Origin of the sequence: Synechococcus sp. LTW-R (assembly GCF_014217875.1) — a bacterium.
Taxonomy (GTDB): domain Bacteria; phylum Cyanobacteriota; class Cyanobacteriia; order PCC-6307; family Cyanobiaceae; genus Vulcanococcus.
The window spans coordinates 1,597,710-1,624,027 of record NZ_CP059060.1 but is presented as its reverse complement, the minus strand read 5'-3'; the positions used below and the strand labels follow the sequence as shown (position 1 = coordinate 1,624,027).

The following is a 26,318-nucleotide window of genomic DNA, read 5'->3' as shown; positions in this document are numbered from 1 at the left end:
TATATTTCTCAGCATGAAACTACCGCAGTAAATTCAGTTTATACTAAGATGACCCCAAGAGCTTCCGAGCTCGGACATTGTCACAGCACCAGGCACATGGGCATGAATGAAGCTCTACATCTCTTTTGACGGCAAGGCAGAGGAGCAGTTAGACAGGTTCGTATCAGGCGACCTTCTCCTGAGCTGGAAAGAGCGTTCAATCTATATGTATTCCCTCAATCAAGACTTTCGATTTAAGGACTCCCTTGGATCTTATATCCAAGCCAATAAGACCGTAATCCGAGAAAAAACATTGCAGCTTCTAAATGATGTTGCAACCATTGAGGTCGGCACATCTTCACTTGTTGACTATCTTGCTATTGACGATTACTTCTCGTTATTTTGGCCTTGTCCAGTGGGCGAGAAGTGCAATATCGAAAAGTCACCATGGCTAGACCAGTTAATCTTGCTGTCTACGATATACACTATTGCTCACCAAGAATGCATCAAAGAAGTCGCAACACTGAATGCATCCTTGCACAATAGGGCATTAATAAATCAACTCTTTCATAGAGATCTTGTTTGCACTTCTCACTGGCAAGTCAATCAAAAGCTTCCGAATAGCTTTCTTGTGAGCCTCTGCGCTTTGTCTTTAAAAGCAGGTGGAGTCTGTTTACAGCTCGTGGTGCGCCCGTTTGCCGCAATCATATGGGCTCTACGATTCTATTATTCTACTTTAGGGCTGAGAAATGAGAATTCCCATCAGGTCACCGATAGACCCACTTCTCGAAAGGAGGAGAAAATCGTATTCATAGACTACTATTGCTACCTACAGCGTGTGGATGCTGAAACAGCTTGTCCAGTATATTGGGGCCAACTACTCCACTATCTCAATCGGCAAGCAGTCTCTTTTGAGCTCTTGCATCACTATGTTCCTTATGTGAGCCCTTCCGTAGAGGCTTGTTCAGCATCAGCACAGCAACTTATAGAGTCTCTTCCTTCCTGCTCGAGACAACTATTTTTTGAAAGCATCCTATCCCCACTTGTACTTCTTCAGGCTTTATGCGCTTGGTCAAAGAGCCTCCTAAAGCTTCCTCAGGTCGCAGTTGCACTTTTACGTTCCAGTCAACCAGCAGCACATCTTGCGTTTAAATCCTACATACAGTGGCATGCTGGTACTGGTTGCTTAAAGTCCTTACTCTATTACTATCTATATACTAATATCTTTAATCGCTTCTATTTGGATCGTGGCAGCGTAAAGGTTGTTTTCCTTCAAGAAAATCTTGACCTCGAATACTGCCTGCTGGCAGTACTACGTAAGCATAACAATATAGAGGCATTGGGTTATCCGCATAGCATTGTCAGGTTTTGGGATTTGCGTTTCTTCCACCTCCCTTCGGAGTGTTTTTCAAACCATTCTATCTGCCACGCACGTTATCTTCCGGATAGAATTCTTACAAATGGATCAGTTAACCGACAACAGCTCACTTCTTTTTATAAATATTCACTTCTTTTCTCCAATGTTGAAGCTACTCGCTACGAGGCCCTAGGTCACCCGCGTACTGATGAAGACAAAGCAACCGATCGCTTTCGTCAGCAATTGTGTTCCATACTGCTCGTCTCTGGTCCACAACCATTGGCTACATCTGAGCTTTTGAAGGCAACTATAACAGCTGTATCTATACTTCAAAGAAGTTATCCAAAGCATCAATTTGATATCGGTGTCAAACTACATCCCCAATGCAGACTTATTCTTGATCCTAATCAGTATCCTGGTTTGCCCATGAAGATCGAAACCAAATCGATTTCATCCATTGCTCAAAGCTATGACTTGGCCGTACTCGATTCAAATACTAGTGCAGTTGTGGATACCCTTTATTCCCAATTGCCATCAGTCAACTATCTGTCAGGACGTCTGGTTGACTTAAGTCCCTCTTCTAGTCTTGCGTCCGTTGAATCTGCTTCCGACATCACGACTTTGGCAAGTTGTATCCGCCGTCTTTACTACCGGACCAATCACAGCCCTAAACCCGAAATATTCTTCTTCTCACAACAGTACAACAATTGGCTTACGCTACTATCGAGCTAGATCTGTATCGACTTGAGTCACGTGCAAATTTGCTCTGAGAACATGACTGACGATCCAATATCTTCAACACTAATTACTGGATGTGGCCAAGGAATTGGTTTGGCTTGTTTTAGAGAACTCTTGCACAGTCCATGGAATGATCTCACTATAGGAGTCACAAGATCGAAGAATAGTTCTATTCAGGAACTAGCTGAAGTGAACTCCAGTAACTCATTAGTATCGTATCTTGATGTTGTCGACTCCTCCGCCACTTCCCGATTCTTCCACTGTCTTGATGACGGCATGCAGATCCAACGAGCTATTCTCAATGCTGGAATGCGTTCACGCTTGCCTTATGAAGAGGCCAGCTTGGACACATTCTCTAAAGTCCTTAGTGTTAATTGTCTCTCAGTTATTGAGTGGACCAAGTTTTTGATAAAGCGAGCCGCTCAACTTAATCACTCACTTAATATTCTCGTGGTAAGTTCTATTGTGGGAACGCGAGGTTTTGCGGACCTGTCAACCTATGCAACCTCTAAATCTGCGCTAGAAGGATTTGTTCGTTCTGTAGCGGTTGAATATGCCACCAAAAATGTCCAGATAAATGCCATTGCGCCTGGTTTTGTATCTAGTAGCTATGCAGACTCTTTCAAAGATAATCGACCAGATCTATACCAGTGGACACTGCAGCAAACACCCATGGCGCGCTGGGGTTCATGTGAAGAAGTAGCAAAGCTTTCTTGCTTTCTTATTGGTCCTGACAACACATATATGACTGGAGCCGTGATACCCTGTGATGGAGGATGGATGTCTAAGTAATGTCTAAAGTTGTTGGCTTGATACCCTCCAGGCTTGCCTCCACGCGACTTCCTGGAAAGGCTCTGGCAGACATCCATGGTATGCCTGTTATAGCGCATGTTGCCATTCGCTCAAAAATGGCTTCTTGCTTGGATCGAGTGATCGTTTGTACTGATAGCCAAAAGATTGCTGATGTCTGCAAATACTATGACATTGAATCAGTTTTAACAGATTCTTCTTTTCTTAACGGTACAGAACGTATTGCATCAGTTGCTGAGTCGATCGATGCTGACTACATTGTCGATATACAAGGTGATGAGCCTCTGATTAACCCAGATCATATTGATGCTGTTTCCGAGGCTATAAAGTCTTCATTGACTGTCGATATCGTTATTCCAACGTTAAAGGTATCTTCTTCTTCTCCTAGGACTATCGTGCGAGTCCAGTCGTCTTTGTCAGGAAGAATAATGACCCTGACGCGTGCATCACTGCCTTGCCCTTATGCGTCACCTAGTTACTTTATTGACAAGCACTTGTCCATTATAGGCTTTACGAAGCAAGCTTTACGTGTTTATTCAACACTTAGTCCTTCGCCAAATGAGGAGGTGGAAAGTATTGAGCTCCTCAGGGCGTTGGAAAATGATATGAGGTTACAAGCGCTTCCCTTGGATGGGGATTCGTTTTCTGTCGATGTACAAGATGACCTTGTGCGCGCGAGGGTCGCGATGGAGAGTGATCCACTGTTCGCAGCTGGCTATAATCTCTAATCATGAAAAAGTATATCAATGCATTTGTTGGTAGTGATAGTTATCCAATCCTGATCGGATGCGGTGTTCTAGAGGAGCTCAGCGATTATCTCGCTTCTGCTCAGTGCGTGGCAATCGTATGCGACAAATACTTTGAGTCGTCTTTAAGTTCTCCGATTGCTTCTACCTCGATACTCGCTGACTATCCTGTTTTCTATCTTGATGGCGGTATCGATGCCAAGGGATTAGTGGCTGTCCAGGCCATTGTTGATTGGCTCTTTAGTCTTTCATTTCCTAGAGATGGTCTGCTTGTGGCCATCGGTGGAGGTGTTATCGGCGATCTTGTTGGCTTCGTTGCCAGTGCCTACATGCGTGGCGTGTCGTTGGTTCACGTTCCGACAACAACGACGGCGATGATTGACAGCTCCGTTGGGGGAAAGACGGGTATTAACTATCGGAATCAGGTCAATCTCTTGGGCTCTTATTATAATCCTGTGGCAACTTTTATGGAGCTTGCTTTTTTGACTTCTCTTGATGAAAGGGACTACAAGGCAGGCCTTTGCGAAGCTCTCAAAATGGCACTGACGTCTGATTCGAGAATGGTAGCTTCATTTGAAGCTAATTCCACTTCTATTATGTCGCGAGATCTTCAGGATTTGGCAGAGGTCGTATACTGGTCTGTTTCGACAAAGCTTCGTCATGTTTCTGAAGATCTGAAAGAAAAATCTATACGCCTTCTGCTTAATTATGGCCATACCTTCGGACAGTCGATCGAGTCCTTTTATGGCTTGTCTCATTCCTCGCTGCGTCACGGTGAAGCGGTTTCTCTAGGCATGGTCGTTGCCGCTTCCCTTTCTGATCAATTAAGGTCCGCAAAAGAGCCTCTTCGTTTGTCTCGATCTTCATTGCTGCAAGTTACAAAGTCGGTTCTTAAAAGTTTTGGTTTGCCACGGGCTCTTTGCGACCTTGGACTGGATCAATATCCCACTCCCAACGAATTGGTTGAGGGTCTTGTTAATGACAAAAAGCGTGTTGCATCTGGTTCTAGATTTGTTGTCCTGAATGCTGTTGGTGATGCGTCTGTTTTGACGGTAACTGATCCGCAGCTTCTTTTGAATTCATTTAAGGCTATTGCTTAGACTTCGTGGTCAGAGGAGCTTCCTGATCCCGGCTTTCAGTCGTTGGACTGCTTTTCCACGATGGCCCAATTCCGCCTTCAGCTCTTTGGACATTTCTGCAAAGCAGAGTCCAGCTTCTGCAACGTAAAAGACGGGGTCATAACCAAACCCTCCATCACCGCGCCGTTCTCTCAGGATTTCTCCGGGACAATGTCCTTCCACTTCCAGAACCACGCGCCCGCTGGGGTCAGCGAGAGCCAGAGCCGCGGTAAAGCATGCTGACCGCGAGCTTGGGGCGTCCGCACCGGCTGCGTTGAGCTCCTGGAGCAGCCGCTCAATGCGTGCGGCGTCGGTGGCGGCGTAGCGGGCCGAGTGCACTCCAGGCGCGCCACCTAAAGCATCCACGCTCAGTCCCGAGTCGTCGGCCAGGGCCCACTGCCCCGTTGCCTTTGCAACGGCTTCAGCTTTCAGGCGTGCGTTGGCGGCAAAAGTGGCACCGGTCTCCTCGACCTCGATCCCTTCGGGCTGGGGTTGGGTGTTGAGGCCCAGGCCCTCCAGCAGCTGGCCGAACTCACGCACTTTGCCGGCATTACCGCTGGCGATCACCAGGGTGGTCATCAGATTCCCTCGGCAAGCTGGCGGGCCCAGCTGAGTACTTCAGCCACCCGTACCTCGCTTGGGGCCTCGCAGTAGAGGCGCAGCAGGGGCTCGGTGCCGGAAAAGCGCAGCATCAACCAGTGGCTTGGGCCCAGCCGCAGTTTCACGCCATCGGTGGTGATGACCTCTTGCACTGCGGCTCCGGCGACTTCCGTCGGTGGCGTGCTGGCCAGGTACTGCTCGAGCCGTTGCCGGGTGGCCATGTCGCGTAGGCGCAGGTCCAAGCGGTCGTAGGCCGCGGCACCACCGCAGCGCTCCTGGAGTTCGCTAACCCGGACGCCGAGGGGCTTGCCTCCCTCCACGAGAGCTTCAATCAACAGCAGCGCGGCGTAGAGGGCATCGCGCTCCGGCAGGTGGCTGCCGAAGCCCACACCGCCCGATTCTTCGCCGCCCACCAGTACGTCACTGCTGAGCATTTCGGCGGCGATGTATTTGAAGCCCACCGCCTTCTCCAGCACCGTGCAGCCCAGGTCCTCAGCCACCAGTTGCATCAGGTCCGAGCCGCTGACGGTTTTGACGACCGAACCGCTCAGCCCCTTGGCGCGGGCCAGGTGATCGATGAACAGCGGCATCAGCAGCTGGGTGCTGCAGAAGCGTCCCTGCTCATCCACCGCAGCAATGCGATCGCCATCGCCGTCAAACACGATGCCCACCGCTGGCCGGCCGGCCAGGGTCGAAGCGCGCACCTCCGCGATCAGCTCCTGCAGATAGTGGGCGAGGGGTTCCGGTGGATTGCCGCCGAAGAGGGGGTCGCGGTTCGAGCGGATTTCGCGCAGGTGATCGCTTTGGGCGGCGCCCTCCAGCAGGCGGCTGAGGCCGCCGGCCGCGGAGCCGTGCATGGGATCGACGATCACCTGCAGGCCGAGGCGCTCGAGACGGTCGCTCAGGGCCTGGGTGTTGACCTTGGCTTTGAGGCCGGCCAGGTAGGTCCCCATGGCGTCAAAGCGCAGGGTCTCCCCCTGGATCGGAACGGAGATGCCGCCGGCTTGTAGGCGCCGCTCGACGCGCTGGGTGAAGTCCCCTTCTACCGATCCCCCGAATGGACCTTTGATCTTGAGGCCCAGCCACTCCGGCGGGTTGTGGCTCGCGGTGATCACCAGTGCGCCAATGGCTTGCCGCTCCACCACGGCCCAGCTCGCGGCTGGGGTGGGGATGGGCGCCTCCGCCAGCACCGGTACCAGGTCAGCTCCGCGGACGGCGCTGCAGATCGCTTCGGCGAGTTCGGGCGCGAGGAAACGGCGGTCGTAGCCGATCACGACTTCGCGGCTGGTCAGGCCGGCCGGGGCCGAAGCCTCCAGTTCCCGAGCCGAAGCCGCCGCCACCGGCAGCAACCTCTCGACAGTGATGTCCACGCCGAGGATGCCGCGCCAGCCATCGGTGCCGAAGGCGATTGGGCTGGCCTCCAAGGGCAGGGGCGCTGAAGCCATCGGAGCAGGGCACGGGCGTTATTCATGGTGCTAGCAGCCCGCCTCACCGCCTGCGTTGATCCAGGTGCCGGACCCGAAGACGGCCACCTAGCGTCAACGGGTGCCTGGCCAAATCCTGCTGACCGACCGGCTGTTGCGCAGTTGGCTGCGCTGCAAGCGCCGCGCCTGGCTGGATTGCCACGGCGACAGCAGCCAGCGCCATTGGACCTCCCACCGGGAGTTGCAGCTGGATGAGCAGCGCCGCAGTTTTGCCACCTTGTTTCCAGAGCGCCCGGGCCACGGCGAGGCGGCGGCCCGCGCGGGAGCTCCGGCACTGGTGGGCTTGCGTCTGAAGGGTGATGGTGTTGAAGCGCACCCCCCTCTCCTGCAACGGGTCAAAGGCTCCAGTCGATGGGGAGCCCACAGCTACCGGCCGGTTCTGTTCCGGCCCGGCCGGCGCACCACCCGTGAGCACCGCTATGTCTTGGCCCTCTGGGGTCGATTGTTGGCGGAGGTGCAAGAGGCACCAGTGCGAACGGCCTTGGTCCTTTCGGGCTCCGGGCGCGGCTTGCAGCAAGAGACCGTTCCCCTGGCCGGCAGCCTCCCGCGTCAATTGGATGAGGCGCTGGAGCGCCTTGCCGCTGACCTGCGCCGGCCCACCCCGCCGCCGTTGGTGGCGGATCGCAAGAAGTGCGTGCTCTGCAGCTGGAAGTCCAGCTGCGATCAAGTGGCGGCGGCGGAAGGGCACCTCAGCGAGGTCAGCGGCATTGGCGCGAAGCGGCGCGACATGTTGCTTGAGCTGGGGATTGATCGCCTGACGGCCCTGGCTCAGGCTGATCCAAGCGATCTGGCCGATCGGCTGATGACCTACGGCGAGCAGCACGCCGAAATTGCCCCGCAGCTGGTGACCCAGGCCCAGGTGCAGGCGAAGGCCGAACCGCTGCGGCGTGATCCCCTGGTGGCTTTGCCGGAATTGGCGGATGCCCCTGGGGTGCTGATCTACGACATCGAATCTGATCCCGATGCCCGGGACGATTTCTTGCACGGCTTTGTGCGCCTGCCCCGCAATCCCGATGGCAGCTGGCCGGATCTGGCTCAGGCGTCAGAAGCGCCCTATCACCCAATACTGGCCTTGCTCGAGCACGGCGAAGAGCGGCTGTGGGAGCGTCTGATGCGTCTGCTCGAGGCCTATCCCGATTGGCCGGTGTTGCACTTCGGTGAGACGGAGGTCTTGGCCCTGGTGAAGATGGGCCAGCGCCTCGGGGTGCGCGAGCGGGAGCTCAAGGCGTTGCGGGCCCGGATGCTGGATGTGCATCAGCGTCTGCGCCAGCACTGGTGGATGCCCACCAACAGCTATGGCCTCAAAGCCGTGGCCAGCTGGCTCGGTTTCCGCTGGAGTCAGCCGGGGGTTGATGGTGCTCGGGCGCTGCTCTGGTGGCGGCGCTGGCGCCTGGGGGGAGCCGGCGCCGATGGCCGCGGCTCCCGCCAAAACCTGCGCCGGATCTTCCGCTACAACCACGACGACGCCCTGGCCACTTGGGTCGTGGCGCGCTGGCTGTTTGAGGAGAACGGGAATTAGCCCTGACCGCCCGCTCCCACCGGCGGATCGATGAAGCCCAACGGCTTGCTCAGGCTCAGCGAGACCGTCCCGGCTTGGAGTGAGGTCGCATCCAGGCAAGACCGCCGGATCAACGCCAGGCCCCGGTTGCCTTGTGCCGAGGTCACCACACCAGCGCGTTCACCTGCAGCGTTGATCAGGGTGGTACCTGGCTCAACGGCTTCAGTGCTTTGCCAAGAGCGCAGCTGCTGCTTGACCCCGTCGTAGGTGGCGAGTTTCGCGAGGGTCTCTTGGCCCACGTAGCAGCCTTTGTTCAGGCTCACCCAGTCCGCCAGGCCGAGCTCAAACGGATTGGTGTCGTCGTTGAGTTCACCGGGTACTGCGGGCATTCCGTGGTGGAGCCGGTTCGATTCCACCTGTTCACTGGACCATTGCGGCAGGGCTCCCAGCCAAGACGGCAGTTCGGATCCAGATCGCTGCAGCAGGGCTGCTGCAGCGCGACCGCTGCCGAGGTCGACGCCAGGTCGCAACAGCTCGGCGCCCTCGACTTCGATATCGCTTTGCCATTGCCAGAGGGTGGCGGGTTCCACTGCCCCCAGGCGCACGTTGTCGGCCGGGAAGAGCACGCGATCCAAGCCGCTGCGGATGGTCTCGCCGTCGCCGGCGATCACGATCAGATCGGCGCCGGTGTCATCCACGGCCACCAGGGCCAGGCCGCGCATGCGGGCCGTGGGACTGATCAAGCAGGTGGCGAGGCAGGTGCCGGGCTGGGCCAGCTCAATCGCTTGGCTGCTTTGGCCGTGCAGGAAGCGACGGGTGTCGCTGCCCTCTAGGCGAATCAAGCTGACGGGGGTGCCCCAGCGGCTGGCTGCGCTCATGCCTGATGTGCCGCTGCGACTTCATCGAGTTGGAACAGGCTGCGCAGCTCGAGGCCGGCCTCCTGCATGGCGGCCAGGCCGCCCTCCTGGCGGTCGACGATCGTCACGACGCGCTCGACCACGTAACCCGCTTCCCGCAATTGCTTGACGGCTTTCAGTGAGGACCCGCCGGTGGTGACGACGTCCTCCAGCACGGTGATGTGGCTGCCGGGTTCGGGCAGGGGGCCCTCCAGCCAGGCGCCGGTGCCGTGACCCTTGGCCTCCTTGCGGACGATCAGTGCATCCAGCGCCTGCCCGGCCAAGGCCGCGGCTTGGGCGACGCCACTGACCAGGGGGTCGGCGCCGAGGGTGAGGCCAGCGACGGCCACCGCACCAGGCTCCACCAGGTCCAGCATTTGTGCGGACAGCAGCGCTAGGCCCAGTCCACTGAGGCTGACGGGCTTGCAGTTGACGTAGTGACTGCTGGTGCGCCCGGAGGCCAGGGTGAAGTTGCCGTGGCGGTAGGCCCGCGTGGCGAGCAGCTCCAGCAGCAGCTGCCGCTGTTCGGTGCTGGTGGCAGGCAGGGAAATGGTTGTCGTCACTCCGCTGGCGTCGGACTCTCGGTCTGTCTAGTTTGCGCCTAAAGCTCACGGCCCAAGGGGATGCAGTTGCTCCGCTCACTTGTTCTCCCTGCTGGTTTGGCGGTTTTGACCATCCCGGCGGTTTCGGCGGGGCCCGTGGTTTGCCGCACCAGCATCGAGGCCCCTCTGGACGGCTCGCCGTTGGTGGAAGTGAGTCGCTGCGCTCCTGTGACGACTACGCCGGTGTTGATGGAGCAGCGCTTCTTCAGTTACACCGCCCCCTACGCCCGCGGGGTGAGCGTGGTGAATCAGATCACCGATGTCCTGGGTATTGCCATGGGCGGCCGCGAGGGCAACCGGGTGATGGGCCTTGGCTTCCCCGATCAGACGATTGTTTGGGACGGTTCGGCCGTCGAGAACACCTATCAAGTGTTGCTCGATCACCAGAGCACTCCCCTGCCATGGCGGACCGCCGATCTGTCCAATGGCTTCTGCCAAGGGTTGGCCCAGGGTGGCTGCAGCCTCTCCAGCACGCCGATTGCTCCTTCAGAACCCCCCCTTGCGTGGCCTGTGGTAGATCACACCCGCTGGGGGTCTAGCAATCTGGTGAATGCAGCGGACTCATAATCCGCCTTAGGCGAGTTCGATCCTCGCGACCCCCACTCTTTGGCGATGCGATTCCTGGCTCCGGCGGCCCTGCTGATCCTGCTGGCCTTCTTCGCGGCGTCCGAGTTTGCGCTGATCCGCCTGCGCCCGACCCGGGTTCAGTTGCTGCAGGAGGACGGTCACGCTGGAGCCTCCGCCGTTGCCCGCCTGCAGCGTCGTTTGCGCCGGGCCTTAGTGGCGACCCAGCTCGGTATGGCCATGGCGCTGTTGGCTCTGGGCTGGAGCGGCCGTGCACTGGCGGAGCGCCTCTCGACCGCTTCCAGCCAGCAGGTCTGGTGGGACTTTGGCGTGTTTGCCGTGTTGGTGCTGCTGGCCACCCTGGTGGGTGGGTTGGTGCCGAAAGCTTGGGTTCTGCACAGGCCGGAGGCCACCGCCCTGCGCCTGGCTCCGGTTCTGGAGAACTTGATTCGAACCCTGGCTCCATTTTTGGCCGTAGTGGAGCGCCTCGGCGATGGAGTGTTGCGTCTGCTGGGTTTGCCCCGCAACTGGGACCAGTTGGTGCCTGCCCTCTCCGCCGGTGAGCTGGAAACGCTGATTGAGTCCGACAGCGTCACCGGCTTGATGCCTGATGAACGGGACATGTTGGAAGGGCTCTTCTCCCTGCGCGACACCCAGGTCAGGGAGGTGATGGTGCCCCGTTCCGGAATGGTCACCCTGCCGCTTGAGGTGCGGTTTGGCGAATTGATGGAAGCGGTCCACACGACCCATCACGCCCGTTTCCCCGTCCTTGGCAGTTCCCTTGATGACGTGCGTGGGGTGCTGGACCTGCGCCGTCTGGCTGAGCCGATTGCCAAGGGCCTGCTGCAGCGCGATACGCCTCTGGCTCCCTACGTCACCCCGGTGACCAAGGTGCAAGAAACCACCCCGGTGGCGGATTTGCTGCCCTTAATTCGCAGTGGTCAGCCGCTGCTGTTGGTGGTGGACGAGCACGGCGGTACGGAGGGTTTGGTCACCATTTCTGACTTCACCAGCGAGATCGTCGGCGAGGAAGAGGATCCCGAAAACCCTGAGGAGGATCTGCAGCAGCTACAGGACCACAGCTGGCTGGTGGCCGGCGATCTCGAGATTTATGAGCTCAACCGGGAGCTCAACCTCCAACTGCCGGAATCCGATGAGCACCACACCTTGGCCGGTTTTCTTCTGGAGCGCCTTCAGCACATCCCCTCACCGGGGGAAAGTGTGTTTTGGAAGGGGCATCAGTTCGAGGTCCTGGCGATGGATGGCCCTCGGATTGAACGTGTAGAGATCAGTCGCCGTTTGGCTGAATCCAGCAGCGAACACGACCTCTGATCCCTGATAATGGCTGGGCCGGAACTCCAACGCCATGAAGCCAGTCCGCGTTGGAGTGATCGGAATTGGAAATATGGGCTGGCACCACGCCCGGGTGCTCAGCTTGCTCAAGGATGCCGAGCTCGTTGGTGTCGCTGACCCGGACCCCGATCGCGGCCAGCTGGCGGTGGAGCAGTTCAGTTGCCGCTGGTTCGCTGACTACGCCGATCTCCTCAAAGAGGTCGAAGCCGTGTGCATCGCGGTGCCGACGCTGCTGCATCACAGGGTCGGTATGGCCTGCTTTGACGCCGGGGTCCACGTCCTGATCGAGAAGCCGATCGCGGCAACCCAAGACGAGGCCTCCGATCTGATTCGAGCCGCCAAGGCAGCCGGTCGATTGCTGCAGGTCGGTCACATCGAGCGCTTCAATCCAGCCTTCCGTGAGCTGATCAAGGTGGTGGCTGGAGAAGAGGTTGTGGTGCTGGAGGCGCGTCGACATAGCCCCAATCCCGATCGCGCCAACGATGTATCAGTGGTCCTGGATCTGATGATTCACGACATCGATTTGGTGCTCGAGCTGGCCCAGGCGCCGGTTGTGCGTCTCGCCGCCGCAGGCGGCCGCAGCGCCGATGGCCCGATTGATTACGTCAATGCCACCTTAGGATTTTCTAACGGCATCGTAGCTAGTCTGACCTCTAGCAAGATGGCCCATCGCAAGATCCGGAGTCTTTCGGCCCACTGCCGTGGTGCTCTTGTGGAAACAGATTTTCTCAATCGCAGCTTGCAGATCCATCGGCGTACCCATCAGTCCTTCAGTGCCGACCATGGTGAGTTGCTTTATCGGAACGATGGTTTTATCGAAGAAGTAAGCACATCTCCGGTAGATCCGCTAGTGGCCGAATTAGAGCATTTCTTGCAGTGCGTTCGCGGACAAGAAAAGCCTGCTGTAGACGGCCCACAGGCATCGCGCGCTTTGCTACTTGCCGATCTAATTGAACAGTCAGTCGACAACTCTAATATATGCATAAGCTTGCCAAGCCCCATATGATCATAGTCTATGCATCACACTGTCTTGGCTTGATCTTAAAGAATGACTCTTGTGACCGTATCCTCTATCATTGATAGCCAGCTTCTGCAGCTACTAATTTCTCCTGCCCGCTCAATAACGGCCGTGTTCTCAATTGACTTGAAATTGACGGTCGTCGTCACCACCATGATCCAAGCCGTCGTTGGAGTCGCCTTCGCAAGTAGAAGTTCAAGCTTTGTCTCTAGCATAGGTCTATTTGCCAATAGCTATATATTTACCTCTATTCTGCTTATAATGTCTTCTTATATTGTCCGCTCTCTAATTAATGTTTAAGTATTTCTTTGTTTCCGTACCTCTTGTAGTTGAACTATTTCTTTATTCATCAGATCTGGATATTTTCGGCCTCGGCAAGTCTCTGTTTAACGGAGTCCCTAAGGCTACACCCCAATTCAGAGACTTATATATTCTGATACTTAACTATCAATGTCACATACCAATTCATCAGTTTAAAATACTTGGTTCTTGCAGCGATAGCTTTTATGGAGTTATACGAGGGGAATTCGACTATCCAACTGCGGCCTTCTATATATATAATCTCATTCCTGGCTGGTTAGTTAAGCATCCAAATCTAAGCGGCTTTCTTCTGGGGACATTCTTTTTGATGTCATGCCTTGTGACCGCAACAAAAATTGAGAAGAATTTACGCATTTCCAATCTCTGCTGTCTCATTGCATATTCACTACTCATATATTCTTTCCCATTTCGTTATGTGATCGAGAGGGGCCAGCTCGATCAGATTGCCTGGATTCTTGCCTTACTGGCTTTTCCACTCTTCCTGTCAAAGACATATCAGAGAAGATCTAACAAAAATATATTGTCTGCAGGCCTACTTATTTTTCTTAGTGTATTGATTAAGGGATTCACTCTTCCGTATCTCTTCATCTATTCAGTGCTCGTAAACTCTATTCTAGTTTCTAATCGATACCTAAAGGTGTTTCTTTATGCGTTAATTCCAATTTCGTTATTGCTTCTCACAATCTCAGGTACAGCGCCTGGTTCATTCGCAAGTAATCTACATGTTGACCCAGGAATTGTTTTTGGATTTCAAGTACCGAATGCACACAACAGCTTGAACTTATTAAATTATCTCAAGATTGTAATCGCAACTATTGGATTTCTCACATTTGCAAGCGTAGCTAACAAAATTCTAAAGCAAGCTATACGTCACTATAAGGGCGATTCTCTTACCCCAATTATGACAGCCGCATTGGGGGCCTCTTCGTTTATTATAATGTATTTCTTTACAAGCTCAGCAAACTATAAACTTGTATCTCTGGGACTACTCTTCCTTTCACTAGCAGGATTAATGAGTGCGCGAAGCGAGACTCAAAATATAAGATATACAAAGAGTAATATGCTATCCATATTAACTTTTGGAGCCTCGAGCTTGTACATTCTATTCTATAATTACCGCCCCTACTTCCCTGAGCTGCAATTCCTCGCAGTTGATTATTGCGACTATATCTCCATGCCATTTTCGGTAGGTTGCGCTATTGCATATTTAGCTGCATCAGCTCAAGCAATTATTGGAGATAATAGTCCCTCGGACTATTTAGCTGATCCCTAAATGCAATTTAATACTTCTTTCGCGTGTTTGAGGATAAGGCTCTGATCCATTCCGATCCACATGGGCAAACGTACTAAGCAATCGCTAACCCTCTCAGTCACTGGTAAGGATTGCACTTCGGGGAACTTCCCCTTCACGAACGGGGAGTTATGAAGCGGGACATAGTGAAAGACACAATGAATACCCCGATCCTTCATTTCTTTAATAAAAAAACTCCTAACATCTGGCTTCTCGAAAATCAAATAGTACATGTGAGCATTGTGGGTGCAGTGACTGGGAACCCAAGGTCTAGTAAGAATCCCTTTAGCCTCATAACTCGAAAACGCTAAGTGATACTCGTTCCAGTACTCTATACGTGTTGATGTTATCTTAAATGCAGACTTCAATTGTCCCCATAAGAAAGCAGACACTATTTCGCCTGGCAAGAAGGATGAACCGAGGTCTACCCAGTTGTACTTGTCAATCTCTCCCCTGAAAAACTGACTACGGTTTGTACCTTTCTCTCTAATAATCTCTGATCTTACAAAGAGTTCTTTTTCATTAATGATTAGCGCTCCACCCTCTCCTGAAATTATATTCTTTGTTTCATGGAAAGAAAAAGTTGCAAGATTGCCAAACGTTCCGAGGTATTCGTCTTTATACTTTGAAAGAAATGCCTGTGCAGCATCTTCTACTAGAAGTAGTTCATGCCTTTGGGCAATAGCGATGATTGCGTCTAATTCACAGGCAACGCCAGCATAATGAACTACGACTATAGCTTTTGTTTTGCTAGTGATAGCTGCTTCAATCTTTGTTTCATCTATATTGAGAGTGTCCGGTCGAATATCTACAAATATAGGTCTGATACCCCTAAGTACAAATGCATTGGCAGTTGATACAAATGTGTATGAAGGCATTATGACCTCGTCGCCTTCGCTGAGATTCCCTAAGAGCGCAGACATCTCTAGTGCAGCCGTGCACGAATGAGTCAACAAGACTTTTCCACAGTTTAGATTATTTTTTATCCATTGACTACATAGACCAGTATAGTAACCATCTCCAGACAGCTGCCCCCTATGATGAGCATCTTGAATAAACCGAATCTCATCACCAGTTAGGTACGGCTTATTGAATGGGACTTCTTTGGCTGACATTAACCGAGAAGTTTGTAAGCACTGATTATTGAAGCATAGTCATTGACACCTAGCCCTTTGTGAAGAGGAACAAACAGCATATTGTTCTTGATCCTCCAACTTTCAGATACAGATTCAGAGCCAAGGACGGGTAGATTTGTACCACCCGTTTCGATCCCGAGTTTTAGCAGCTGATAACGCGCATTGTCTTGCTTACCGACTGGCAAGAGAACCTGCCAATAAACATGATAGGAACTAATATCCTCTAATTCAATATCTGTCCCAATTATATATCGACATCCATGTACGGCTTCATAAGCCTCCGAAAACTTATCAAAACATTCTCGCCTCTGTCTAATAATATAGTCTAGGCGCTCAAGTCCCCTCGCAATCATCCTCGCCTGCAATACACTAATGTCTTCTGTGTAAAAACTAGGCAGCGTATCTGAGCCCATCTCTTTGATCTTGGCCCCTAAGAGTCTGCCATATAGCTTCTTATCTAGGCGCAAGACTATTCTAAGAACCGGATAAGTAAAAACCGAGAAAAAAGACAAACTTAACGCAATATTCCACGCTAAGGTTGTAAAAATACTTGAAGTCAATCTACGTCTTGATGGTGGCCTCATCTCTAAGGCATTAAGGCTAGAACTTGCGAAGTTCGAATGATTGTCATTTATCAACGCAAAACCGCCGCCGTAAGCATCTAGATACTTTGTAATCGAGCAGCTACAGATAGCGAAATCACCAAAAGTCCCTAAATGCTTACCGTTGTATCTTGCTCCAATCGATTGTGATATATCCTCGATCAGGATAACATCATATCTTCGGCAAAGCTCTGCGATCTCTTCTATATTTCCAGCCATCCCAAATAGGTGTGTTATCAAAAAGCATGCAGGCTTCATCCTTAACTGCTTTTCTAAATCATCGAGGCTAGGGAGGAAAGCATGCCCTGGATCAATATCCACAAATATAGGCGTACATCCAACGTGCTCAATAACTTCTTTCATGGGATATATATTGATCGGCGTCATTAAGACTTTAGATCCTTTCTCGAGGTCAAGTGATAGCAAGATCTCAAGCAAAGCTGTCCTTGCGAGCGTATAAAGCTTCGAATCCTTAGTTCTAAAGTAGAGTGTTATAGCGTCTTCAACCTCTGTCTTCTGCTTTGCGCTCGCAGCTTTAGACAATCCAGGATCTACGCATGAGTGAATGAGACTTAAGATGTCTTCGTGAATCTCGTGATGAATGCTGCCCCTAGAGATTCGCATCGGCTATTAAAGTGAATTCCTAGCTATATGATAAGCGTTAGCCATGCTTAGCAATGCTATTGAACTTCCCGGTACGGATGGAAAACCCGCTGAGTCAACCACATAAACGCCTTTGATTCCTCTAAGTTCTCCAGTCGGCTTACAGGTGTATGGGGATTCCGACCGAGCACTCATTGGTAGTGATCCACCGATGTGCCACCCCCCAAGTCGGTTTTTTCTTAATACATCCCCAATAATCGATCCAAAAGGGATAGGCAACAGTTTCAGAGTCTTGAACTTGCTAAGGATTCTCAGTTTTAACTCTAGGCTGTATCGCAACCTTCTCCTGAGAGGTCTTTCGTTAATCTTAGTTAATCTATCCATAATAGTAGGTCCAACTGAATCAACTACAATGGGTATATCTTCCCCTGTCGTAGAGTTAAGTGTGCTAATCGAAAACCAGACATTCTTCAATAACATATTCATATACCTTGTAAGACAGAGAGGTACTAATCCTGACACCTTCTCTCGCACATCTGTATTCATTGGACCTAGCTGTGTATGTGACCAACGATATCCAGTATTCGCTGACTTGAACTCATGGAAGTATTGGCATCTATCGGGAATGGTGCCTTCCACGATAGAATTACATCTCGCTTCGCTCTTGTCTCTGCGAAACTTCCACCTAATGTAAGCACCGAGGTGTATCGGTGCAGACTTGATATATAGCTCCTTGCTCTCTCCCATGCTGTGGCCGATAATGCTCGTTGTGTTAACACATCCCGCTGCAAGATAAATCTTGTCGAACGCTTCTATAAACGATTTACTGCCACGTCTGCAGTAAACATCTACTTTGTTTCTGCCTTGCTTAACTGACTCCACGTAAACACCTGAAAAATATCTTATTACCCCAAGACTAGACCAAGCATCAAAAGCTGCACTGCTGCAGAATGTACTTTTTGACGAGTTAACACATCCGTCAATCTCTTTGTCTTGGCTTAGTGCTATTCGAGACCTGCCTAAATAACAGCTGAGCTCGGGAGAGATTCGTGGTGAAGTACCATCTAGTGGAGCAAGAGTAGCCAAGTCATCTTTAAACTGGCAAATATCTAACGAAGAAATAATCGCTTTAAAGTCGTTATCTTCAGGAATCGAATCTTCAGGCCAGTCAATGAGATCCTCATTTTGAGGTCTCAATATTGACCCACTATATACTCTAGAGAATCCACCGGCTGCGTGGCTTGAGCATAAGCGCTTTGACTTAAGACGAGGTCTTAGGTTCAAATCATTTATACCGTATTCAAAGAATGACCCGTCACCACTCGATGCATTCAGTACTTCCTTGGCAACACAGAACTCACCCCTGTGAGTTAGGCCAATATCATATACATGTATGTTATCAACCATATTCTCTATAAGAGCCTTGCAACAACCATATGCTGCCAACCCAGTACCGACAACAAGAATTTTCACCTTAGTACGAGTCTCTAAAAATCTCTCTCACCAGCTTCGCAGGATTACCCATGTAAAGGCAACCCTTTCTCAATGTTCCTCGTACCGTAGAGCCAGCCCCCACCATACAGTCTTCCTCTACTACCGCTCCTGGTAAAATCAAGGATGAAGCTCCTATCCAGGCACCGCTAAAAAGCTTCACACCCTTTACAGAATCAAAAGTTTTCCCAAGTCTTGATAGCGCCGGTGTCTGAGTATGAGTAAATATATAGCATGAGTGGGATATGGTTACAGAGTTGCCAATAGTAATTAGCTCTGGATAATTTGTATCAACCATAACGCCAAATCCGACGTAACAGTCTTTGCCAATGTGCACTCCACACAGACGGAGTACAAATACTCTCCAAGTCGAGAATGGTAGGGTATTCATCAATACAAGCTGTAGGTATCTTCTTGCGGCCGCTTTGACCAAGAAGATCCCGTCCCTAGGGTTCTTAGGCACTATTTAGCGACTCGCAGCTAGGAAAAATATACCTGATATTACGAGAAGCATCCCCGTCAGCTGTTCACCATTGATCTTTTCTTGGAGAAATACCGCTGCCAGAGCCGAAGTGAATACAATGGCTCCAGCTTGAATCATTGGGTAGACTACAGAAACTCGAACCCTGGATATGATGTATAGCCACCATAGGATAGAAGCGATCGTTCCAATGACCGCTGCAAACAAAAATGGATCTGAAACTAGTCGGATTATCTTTTGTGCCAAATCTCCAGCGACGCTTTCGTTATTTGTGCTTGTCAATCTCCACTTCATCACTGCATTCGCGCTTCCGATCAGAATAATTGATGGCGCGGCTAGCAAGAGCTCCCTCATCGTCATTCCATCTGATAGAGCAACTTTAACACCATTGCCAGCCATTGAAGGCCTCACCTATTCTCCAGCTATTCCTGTTTATTAGGTGTCTTATTAGACTTCTTTCCAGTGAAAAGTTGCCAGAGGGGCTAGATATCTAAATTGCAAGGTGCTATAAAGACCAAGAACCCTTGTATTGGTTGCAGTCACTGATGTTTTAATTGTCTTGACTCCTTCTTGCTTTAGTTTATAAATCATTGCAGTCCAAGCGCGCTTCCCAATTCCCTTCCCTTGATGGCTTGGGGCAATGCAATTCAGAAGCCACATGCATTCTTCCCCATTCTCGTTAAATTTACTTATAAAGAAGCCAACCTGCAGTCCTTCTTGGATAACGACGTCGACAACTTGTTCTCCTCTTTCTAGGACTGCCTTTTCTATCCAGTCTGAGTATCTCTTGCTGGCAAGTCTGCTGTCATACCTATTGTCTGAATGATATCTTTCTAGTGAAAATGCCTCAAAAGCCATCTCCTTTAAATGCTGAATGTCCTCTATTTCGGCAGGTCTAATTCTTGTGCTCCAGTCGTATTCTCCGTCAAATGTCTTTGTTTGTACAAAGGGTTCGATTATTGTTTCAATAAAAATAAACTCGCAGGATTGCAGAAAGGTGATCGCCTCTTGGCTTCCTATCTTCACCCTAGCCGTTGCGCCTGTGAAGCCTTCATTCAGCAGAAACCTTCTGAAGCTTTCTGCTGACTTTGGGCTGCAGGTGTAGTCCGGCATGCCGATCTCATCGATTTGAAAAATCTTTTCTCCCAGTGCTAGTGAGTCATGCTCGCACAGGTGTCCAACAACGCTGACTCCGGAGTCGCTCCATTCGTAGTAGTTCAGGTCTGAGTCAATCATTTCGGCCTTCCACCACCTTGGCCACCGTAAATACGGGCTGATTAAGTGACCTTCCGTATATTCGTGATATGTACTCACCGATTAGGCCGAGTGCTACTAACTGTGTGCCAGCAAATATGCACATCAGGCAAGCCAAAAATGCAAATCCAGGCACTACGCTTCCGTTTGCTATCCATCCTGACAATACAAACAAAAGTGCACAGATGCCACCTGCGGCTATTGCTATGCCCGTATAGCTTGCGGCGCGTAGTGGGAGCGATGAAAATCCTATGACCATATTTGTAGTGTGCTTCACAAGCTTTCTGAGCGAATAAGTGCTATCGCCGTGCAGTCTCCCTCGGTGGTTTACCTTAATAGCGCTTATTCTGTCTGTTTGCCAGTGCAGCAAAGCGTCAAGGTTGACGGATCTGCTTTGGTAATTCTTGAAAGGCTCGCATATTTCGGCTCTTATGGCCCTGAACGCCGATATGTTCACTGTCTTGCTCCCGTTTGCTGACAGCTGGAGGGCCATCTTTGTTAATCTTGAGGCTAGCGTTCTTCTCCGGCTATGTGCTTCTCTTAGTGGCGTTCCATAAACAACGTCCCACCCCTCATCGAGTTTGACAATTAGTTTCTCTATCTCTTCTGGGTCATGCTGGCCGTCATCGTCCATTGTGATGATGAGATCACCTTTGGCATTGACTATCCCGCACAGGATTGCATTGTGTTGGCCATAGTTTCGTCTAAGTTGAATTGCCTTGAAACCTCTCTCGTTTTCCGCATAGTTCACCAGTGCATCCCATGTGTTGTCCCTTCCGCAGTCCTCGACAACTATAACTTCGTTTTGGATGTCCAATTCTCTTAGGCGCTTCCTGACGTCATCTGCAGTTTCAATGACTCTTCCGTTTGAGCGGAATGTCGGAATTACCACAGTGACAAGCTTTTCTTTCATCGATCTCATGACAATTGGAAGTCTTTCTTCTTTGGTTGTGTGATCTTGTTCTTCAGCAATATACTTAACTTTCATCCTCATTCCATCTCGGCGAGTTCCTTGAGGGCCCGCAGTTGCCAGCGGCGACAGTCGGCCGGTGACGAGCGGTAGAACTCTCCCCAGGCATCGCTTTTGTGGCTCCCGTAGTCAGCAGGATCAGCCTGTGGGTGGCGCTGTTGCCAGCCAACCCGAACGGCGTGGCCAATCACCACATCCAGCACCAGGTCGTCAGCGACGCTGACCTCTGGGTTGGCATCGACAAAGGCAATCAGGGTCACCAGGGTCTCGATGCAGAGGCGCCGGTACTCCGGAGCTTCGATCTTGCTGAGCAGGTGCTCCACGTGCACGGCGAAGTTGCGTTCGCCGGGGGTTTTCTCCTTGAGCAGCGGCGCGCTCTCGAGCCGGTTGCGGCGTTCGAGTTTGTCGCCGATGACCAGGCCGCGGCAGTGGTGCAGCAGGCTCCAGATCCCCGGGTGGAAGTCCCGCGGGACGTTTTGCAGCGCCCCCATGCGCTCGCGGTGTTTGAGCCAGTTCTCGCCTTTTTCGAGTTCCTCGAGGGGTGCTGGTGCTTCCCAGCTCACCCGGCCGCTGAGGTGCAGTTGCTCCTTGCGTTGGAGGGCAGCTTTGGCGTGTTCCACATCGCTGAGCACCTGCTTGAGCCGGCGCCCGATCGTGTGGGGAGGGGTGTCGCAGAGGGCCTCGAAGGCGTCGCTCGGTGAGAGGTTCTGCTCCCCGGCCACTTCACTGGTGAGCAGCAGCAACAGCTGGCCGAGCTGCAGGGTCAGGCTGCCGCTGAGCAGGGCTGGATCACGCCGGGCGAGGCCATCGAGGGCGAGCAGGAGCTCCTGTTGCAGCACCCATTCGCGGCTGTCCTCGCCGCTGTAGCGGCGGATTCTCGCCGCAATCGCTTTGCTGCTCAGGGGTTGGGTGATCAGGGAGTCATTGGTGTAGTTGCGCCCCACCACGACTTGCTTCTGGCGCACCAATAGGTCGGTCAGGGCATCTTCCAGTTGGGGATGCACCAAGCCGAGGACTCCAGCGCAACGCCGGACCACGTTCCAGTCGCCTTCTTTGAGGCCCCGTCGGTAGGCCTCCTCTAGCAGGGCCTTCGGCGTGGCGTTGCCGCTGGGCCCCGTTAGAACCGTGGAGAGCCCCAGCCGGCGCACCAGCAGTTCGAGCAGCTCGGCTTGCTCCTGCAGGGATCCGCTTTGCCAGAGCCGCTCCAGCAGAGCATCGAGGCTGGATTCCTCCAGCTCCTGCTCGTCTGCTGCGGTCAGGGGTTTGTCGAGGTTGCTGCTCTGCAGCCCCTGGGTCGGCTCCGCTGGGGCGCTGGCGGCCGCTTCGGGTCGGTGGCTGGGCAGGTCGGCCCAGCAGGCCTGGCTGGCGAGGTCATCCAGGCTGCCCAGTTGAACAGCGGTGCCACCCAGCACGCCGCTGCGCAGGGTTTCCCCCAGCCGCAGGAACGTCTCGGGGCTGCGCTGGAAGGGACCTTCTTCGACGGGGATCAGTAACAGCGGTAGACCGCTGCCGCGCCAGTGGCGCTCCAACTGGCTGATTTCGTTGGCGACCGCATCGACGAGTTGCTCGGGGTCATCGGAGAGGTAGAAGGTGCTCTCCTCGAGGACCGCCGGCAGAAAGGCCAGGGTTTGGCCGTCTTGGCGGTAGAGCCGGGCGGTGGCCATGGTCTCCATCCGCAAGCGCGGGTGGCCGCTCAGGCCCAGACGGGCATTGGCTCCCACCTGCGCCATCCGCCGGCCCAGCTCCTTGGAGCTGGCAATGCTGGTGGGACCGGTTGGCCTGCTCACGGCGAGGCCGGCCTGCTCGAGTGCCGCCGCGATGCTCTCGCGTGCGGGAACAAAACTGACCAGCACCTCCGTCGCGCCCAGGCTGCGGCTGCGGCGCCGTTCGCTGGGGTCGAGTTGCTGCGGCTCCAGTAGGCCCAGCAGCATCAGATCGCCCAGCCAGGTCAGGCTCTGCGTCCAGAGCAATGGCACGTTGTCGTTCGCGATCCGCTCCTGGCTGCCCGGTTGCTGGCGCTCCGCCTCAACCCGTTCTTCGGGAACCACGTACACCTCAGGGAGCAGCGCGACCCCATCCACCTCCACGGCCACCTTGCGCAGGCGCTCCCGCCAGCTCCAGGCCTCACTCCAGCGCTCTTCGCAGCAGGCCGTGATCAGCTCGTAGGCCAAGAACAAGGGCCACTCGCATTCGATGTGCTCGAACTGGGCCAGTTCCTCGCGTTCGTAATGCAGCCGGTTGTGGTCCTCGACCACGGTTTGGTGGCCATCGCGGCGGAAGCGCTTGTAGCCGTAGGGGCCGCCCAGTTCGGTGCGGATTTTGTCCCGGGTGCGCTCCACCAGGGCGCGGTCTTCCACGGCCCAGGCCGGGTAGCCAATCACCGAGAGGCAGGCCGCATCCACTTCTTTACTGGCCGACTCGCGCGGCAGCAGGCCGCTCAAGGCGCGCCGCAGCCGCACGATGGCGTCGTGGGGGATGTACAGATGGCACTGCCCGCTTCCGTGGGGGCCATAGAGATCGAGGCCCACCAGGGCTTCGAGGGCTGCTTTCACGAGGCCGATGGAGCTGGCGTTGCGCTCCGGTAGGCCGTGGTTGCCCTTGTCGCCCCGTTCCCAAATGCCGTAGTCGCGCACGCGATAGGCGCGGGCGACGTAATAGACGAGGTTTTGCAGGAAGTCCCGCTCATGGCTGGTTTGCACCACCACGAGTCCCGAGCGGGTCAGCTGGGCGAGCTGCAGCAGAAAGAGGGCCGTCGCATCGAGCTGCAGATGGCCCCAACCGTCGTCTGGGACCACGGGATCGCCGCTGCCGGTGTCGTACTTGGCGTGCAGGCAATCGAGCGGTGAGAGGGTCTGCTTGAAGCGCTCGACCTTGTGGGCTTGGCGCAACATCGCGTTGAGCAGGCCCCGCATCAGTTGCAGCACCCGTTGCTCCAGCTCATAGACGCGGGAGGTGGCGCCACTCAGGCGCCGGTGGGCCAGGGCGAGACCCCATACGCATTGGATCGAATAGACGCAGTCCCGCACCCAGGCATCGCCGTAGTTGCCGTGGACGTTGTTGGCGGTGCTGGCGGGGAGTAGGCCGGTGATCGGGTGTTGGCGCTGCAGCACCACCTGATCGATTTGGCGGTCCAGTTCCTTTAGGTGCTGCCAGGCTTCAGCGGCACTCAGCTGCAGCGGTGCGGCGCTGTTCGCAACCGGGGCGCTGCTGAGGGTCATGGGCGAGCACTGCCTGAAGGCCAGCCATAGATTCTCTCGTGCGGCCTATCCCCGACGGCATCAATGGCGACTCCCGCCAGCCCCAACGCGTTTGAACAGCCCGCCTGGCAGGTCGCCCAGGTCCTGGGTGTGCAGGTGGCCGTGGCCGCCGATGTCCTCGAGGCGGCTCTGGCGTTGAAAGAGCAGGGCGGCGGCCAGATCGTCACCTTGAACGCCGAAATGACGATGGCGGCCCTCGCCGATCCCGCCCTGGGCGGAGCGATCGCGGCGGCCGATCTCGTGATCCCAGATGGCGCTGGTGTGGTCTGGGCCCTGAAGCGCAAGGGTTACCGGGTGCGGCGTAGTCCTGGCATTGAGCTCGCCCGTCAGCTGTTGGTTGAGGCAGCCTCTCGCAGTTGGCGGGTGGCCCTGGTGGGGGCGAGTCCTGAGGTGATGGCGCTGGTCTCAGCTCGGCTGAAGAAGGAGATTCCTGGTCTGACCCTGCAGTTCAGCGTTCACGGCTATCAAAGCCCGGAGCAATGGCCTGGGATTGAGCAGCAACTGCTTGAGGCCCGTCCGGATCTGGTGCTGGTGGCCTTGGGCGTGCCGCGTCAAGAAACCTGGATCCAGCGGATGCATGTCCATCAGCCGGGGCTCTGGATGGGCGTGGGCGGCAGCTTTGACGTCTGGTCGGGCGCCAAGCAGCGCGCCCCGCAGTGGATGTGCAGGCTTCAGATCGAATGGCTCTATCGCCTCGTGCAAGAGCCCAGCCGTTGGCGGCGGATGTTGGCGCTGCCGGAATTTGCCTGGGCGGTTCTTCGGCGGGGCTGAAGCCAGCAAAAAGCGGTGGAAGCCTTCAGGCCTCCACCGCTTCAGCGAAAAAACTGTTGGTCTGCGGTTCAGCGGAAGCCGACGGAGGCTTGCCAAACAAAGGCCAGCAGCAGGAAGAACAGGGGAATGATGGGCAGGATGTCAATCAGAGGACCGAAGGCTTGGTAGGCCTCGGGCAGCTGTGCCAGGGTCTGCAGGGCGTAAGCGGCCATCCCGGAATCGTCGTTGGCTAGGGACGGAAGCTACCACGTGTGGGCGGCCGGAGAGTTCGGTTCCCACGGAGCGAAATCCTCTGAAAAACAGCCGTCCCGAATCGCCCGTCCCATGGCACTGCTGAAGCGGACCAGTTGGGTGATGTTGTGCAGGCTCAGCAGGATCTTCCCGAGCAGTTCGTCGGTCTTGATCAGGTGATGCAGGTAGGCGCGGCTGTGGACCGTGCAGGCCGGGCAGCTGCAGCTGGGGTCGAGGGGAGTGTGGTCGTGGCGGAAGCGGGCGTTTTTCAGGTTCCAGCGTTCACCGCCCACCAGGGCTGCACCGTGGCGCCCCAGGCGGGTGGGCAGGACGCAATCAAAGAGATCGAAGCCATTGGCCACGGCAATCGCCATCTCTGGCAAGGTGCCCACGCCCATCAGGTAGTGGGGCTTGTCATCGGGCAGTAGGGGGCCGACCTGGCGCACGATTCGGTGCATCTCCTCGGCGGGTTCGCCCACGCTGACGCCGCCCACGGCGATGCCGGGCAGGCCCATCGAGCTGACGACGCGCGCGGATTCCTCGCGCAGGCGCGGGAAGCAGCCCCCCTGGACGATGCCGAAGAGGGCTTGATCGCTTTTGGTGTGGCTGCTGATGCAGCGCTCGAGCCAGGCATGGGTGCGCCGGCAAGCGGCCTCCACGTCGCTTTCGCTGGCTGGGTAGGGCGGACACTGGTCAAAGGCCATCGCCACATCCGCGCCCAAGGCCATCTGAATGGCCATCGAGCGCTCTGGGGTGAGATCGATCCGCGCCCCGTCCCGGGGGGAGCGAAAGACCACCCCGCGGTCATTAATCGTGTTGATGTCGCCCAGGCTGAAGACCTGAAAGCCGCCTGAGTCAGTAAGCATCGGCCCGTCCCAGGCCATGAAGCGATGCAAGCCACCTCCATCGGCGACGATCTGCTCACCGGGTTGCAGGTGCAGGTGGAAGGTGTTGGAGAGCACCATCTCCGCGCCGGTGGCCTTCAGTTGCGCTGGGGTGACCCCCTTCACCGTTGCCAGCGTTCCCACGGGCATGAAGCGCGGTGTCGTGACGACGCCGTGGGGGGTGTGAAAGCAGCCGCAGCGCGCTCCGGTGCGTGTGCAGCGGGCCGTGATCTCGAAGTGGAAGCTCATCGAGGCGGCAGGAT

Annotated in this window: 24 protein-coding genes and 1 tRNA gene; 10 read left to right on the top strand and 15 right to left on the bottom strand. The window is 54.5% G+C overall.

Translation table 11 applies throughout. From position 1 onward, the window contains the following. Positions 1-106 precede the first annotated feature (106 nt). Genes H0O22_RS09235 through H0O22_RS09220 form a run of 4 tightly spaced genes read left to right on the top strand, consistent with a single transcriptional unit; the run spans position 107 to position 4,730 of the window. The gene (locus H0O22_RS09235; RefSeq protein ID WP_185186380.1) at positions 107-2,068 is read left to right on the top strand and encodes a hypothetical protein; all 1,962 of its coding nucleotides are present in this window, start codon (positions 107-109) and stop codon (positions 2,066-2,068) included. Between the two features lie 42 nt (positions 2,069-2,110). Further along, positions 2,111-2,866 carry an SDR family NAD(P)-dependent oxidoreductase gene (locus H0O22_RS09230; RefSeq protein ID WP_185186379.1) on the top strand — a complete coding sequence of 252 codons (756 nt, stop codon included), beginning with the start codon at positions 2,111-2,113 and terminating at the stop codon, positions 2,864-2,866. Further along, complete coding sequence (gene kdsB, locus H0O22_RS09225) at positions 2,866-3,612, top strand: 3-deoxy-manno-octulosonate cytidylyltransferase (RefSeq protein ID WP_185186378.1); 747 nt, start codon at positions 2,866-2,868, stop codon at positions 3,610-3,612. Before H0O22_RS09230 ends, kdsB begins: the two co-directional genes overlap by 1 nt. 2 nt (positions 3,613-3,614) lie before the next feature. After that, positions 3,615-4,730, top strand: coding sequence for a 3-dehydroquinate synthase (locus H0O22_RS09220; RefSeq protein WP_185186377.1), 1,116 nt, complete (start codon positions 3,615-3,617; stop codon positions 4,728-4,730). Positions 4,731-4,739: 9 nt separating this feature from the next. Here the strand turns inward: H0O22_RS09220 and rdgB are convergent, their stop codons facing one another. Beyond that, complete coding sequence (gene rdgB, locus H0O22_RS09215) at positions 4,740-5,327, bottom strand: RdgB/HAM1 family non-canonical purine NTP pyrophosphatase (protein WP_185186376.1); 588 nt, start codon at positions 5,325-5,327, stop codon at positions 4,740-4,742. Further along, on the bottom strand, positions 5,327-6,793 hold the full coding sequence (locus H0O22_RS09210; protein ID WP_185186375.1) for a phosphoglucomutase/phosphomannomutase family protein: 1,467 nt from the start codon (positions 6,791-6,793) through the stop codon (positions 5,327-5,329). The genes rdgB and H0O22_RS09210 overlap by 1 nt, the downstream gene beginning before the upstream one ends. Before the next feature lie 100 nt (positions 6,794-6,893). Between H0O22_RS09210 and H0O22_RS09205 the strand changes: the two genes are divergently transcribed. Further along, positions 6,894-8,351 (top strand): TM0106 family RecB-like putative nuclease, encoded by a 1,458-nt coding sequence (locus H0O22_RS09205; RefSeq protein WP_185186374.1) that lies wholly within the window; start codon positions 6,894-6,896, stop codon positions 8,349-8,351. Here H0O22_RS09205 and H0O22_RS09200 read toward each other — a convergent pair. The 3 genes from H0O22_RS09200 to H0O22_RS13460 form a co-directional block, all read right to left on the bottom strand. Further along, positions 8,348-9,208, bottom strand: coding sequence for a folate-binding protein YgfZ (locus H0O22_RS09200; RefSeq protein ID WP_185186373.1), 861 nt, complete (start codon positions 9,206-9,208; stop codon positions 8,348-8,350). The genes H0O22_RS09205 and H0O22_RS09200 overlap by 4 nt on opposite strands. Continuing rightward, positions 9,205-9,789, bottom strand: a complete 585-nt coding sequence (gene pyrE / locus H0O22_RS09195) for an orotate phosphoribosyltransferase (protein ID WP_185186372.1) — start codon at positions 9,787-9,789, stop codon at positions 9,205-9,207. Before pyrE ends, H0O22_RS09200 begins: the two co-directional genes overlap by 4 nt. Before the next feature lie 75 nt (positions 9,790-9,864). Continuing rightward, positions 9,865-10,266 carry a hypothetical protein gene (locus tag H0O22_RS13460; RefSeq protein WP_185186371.1) on the bottom strand — a complete coding sequence of 134 codons (402 nt, stop codon included), beginning with the start codon at positions 10,264-10,266 and terminating at the stop codon, positions 9,865-9,867. 91 nt (positions 10,267-10,357) lie between these two features. On the opposite strand from H0O22_RS13460, the gene H0O22_RS09185 reads away from it, so the two are divergent. The 4 genes from H0O22_RS09185 (at position 10,358) to H0O22_RS09170 (ending at position 14,357) form a co-directional block, all read left to right on the top strand. Then, a tRNA-Ile gene (locus H0O22_RS09185) sits at positions 10,358-10,430 on the top strand. Positions 10,431-10,440: 10 nt separating this feature from the next. Next, positions 10,441-11,724: a hemolysin family protein gene (locus H0O22_RS09180; protein WP_185186370.1), complete on the top strand. Its 1,284-nt coding sequence runs from the start codon at positions 10,441-10,443 to the stop codon at positions 11,722-11,724. A gap of 34 nt (positions 11,725-11,758) precedes the next feature. Continuing rightward, on the top strand, positions 11,759-12,751 hold the full coding sequence (locus H0O22_RS09175) for a Gfo/Idh/MocA family protein (protein WP_185186369.1): 993 nt from the start codon (positions 11,759-11,761) through the stop codon (positions 12,749-12,751). A gap of 304 nt (positions 12,752-13,055) precedes the next feature. Beyond that, the gene (locus tag H0O22_RS09170) at positions 13,056-14,357 is read left to right on the top strand and encodes a hypothetical protein (protein WP_185186368.1); all 1,302 of its coding nucleotides are present in this window, start codon (positions 13,056-13,058) and stop codon (positions 14,355-14,357) included. Here H0O22_RS09170 and rffA read toward each other — a convergent pair. The 8 genes from rffA to H0O22_RS09130 form a co-directional block, all read right to left on the bottom strand. Then, positions 14,354-15,490 carry a dTDP-4-amino-4,6-dideoxygalactose transaminase gene (gene rffA, locus H0O22_RS09165; protein ID WP_185186367.1) on the bottom strand — a complete coding sequence of 379 codons (1,137 nt, stop codon included), beginning with the start codon at positions 15,488-15,490 and terminating at the stop codon, positions 14,354-14,356. The genes H0O22_RS09170 and rffA overlap by 4 nt on opposite strands. Next, a complete protein-coding gene (locus H0O22_RS09160) occupies positions 15,490-16,737 on the bottom strand; it encodes a DegT/DnrJ/EryC1/StrS family aminotransferase (protein ID WP_255439253.1) in 1,248 nt (415 codons plus the stop codon). Before H0O22_RS09160 ends, rffA begins: the two co-directional genes overlap by 1 nt. Before the next feature lie 6 nt (positions 16,738-16,743). After that, entirely contained in the window at positions 16,744-18,189 is a 1,446-nt protein-coding gene (locus H0O22_RS09155; protein ID WP_185186365.1) for a GMC oxidoreductase, read from the bottom strand. 1 nt (position 18,190) lies between these two features. Further along, the gene (locus H0O22_RS13455; protein ID WP_370521518.1) at positions 18,191-18,505 is read right to left on the bottom strand and encodes a hypothetical protein; all 315 of its coding nucleotides are present in this window, start codon (positions 18,503-18,505) and stop codon (positions 18,191-18,193) included. A gap of 168 nt (positions 18,506-18,673) precedes the next feature. Continuing rightward, complete coding sequence (locus tag H0O22_RS09145; protein WP_185186363.1) at positions 18,674-19,087, bottom strand: EamA family transporter; 414 nt, start codon at positions 19,085-19,087, stop codon at positions 18,674-18,676. A gap of 48 nt (positions 19,088-19,135) precedes the next feature. Next, entirely contained in the window at positions 19,136-19,924 is a 789-nt protein-coding gene (locus H0O22_RS09140; protein ID WP_185186362.1) for a GNAT family N-acetyltransferase, read from the bottom strand. After that, positions 19,917-20,930, bottom strand: coding sequence for a glycosyltransferase (locus H0O22_RS09135; RefSeq protein ID WP_185186361.1), 1,014 nt, complete (start codon positions 20,928-20,930; stop codon positions 19,917-19,919). Before H0O22_RS09135 ends, H0O22_RS09140 begins: the two co-directional genes overlap by 8 nt. 2 nt (positions 20,931-20,932) lie before the next feature. After that, positions 20,933-24,130, bottom strand: coding sequence for a glycoside hydrolase family 15 protein (locus H0O22_RS09130; RefSeq protein WP_185186360.1), 3,198 nt, complete (start codon positions 24,128-24,130; stop codon positions 20,933-20,935). Between the two features lie 63 nt (positions 24,131-24,193). Between H0O22_RS09130 and H0O22_RS09125 the strand changes: the two genes are divergently transcribed. Further along, complete coding sequence (locus tag H0O22_RS09125; RefSeq protein WP_185186359.1) at positions 24,194-24,940, top strand: WecB/TagA/CpsF family glycosyltransferase; 747 nt, start codon at positions 24,194-24,196, stop codon at positions 24,938-24,940. A gap of 68 nt (positions 24,941-25,008) precedes the next feature. Here H0O22_RS09125 and H0O22_RS09120 read toward each other — a convergent pair whose 3' ends face one another. Together H0O22_RS09120 and tgt are read right to left on the bottom strand one after the other, a co-directional pair. Continuing rightward, on the bottom strand, positions 25,009-25,152 hold the full coding sequence (locus tag H0O22_RS09120; RefSeq protein WP_010314460.1) for a photosystem II reaction center protein K: 144 nt from the start codon (positions 25,150-25,152) through the stop codon (positions 25,009-25,011). Between the two features lie 30 nt (positions 25,153-25,182). Next, complete coding sequence (gene tgt / locus H0O22_RS09115; protein WP_255439252.1) at positions 25,183-26,304, bottom strand: tRNA guanosine(34) transglycosylase Tgt; 1,122 nt, start codon at positions 26,302-26,304, stop codon at positions 25,183-25,185. Positions 26,305-26,318: the final 14 nt, after the last annotated feature.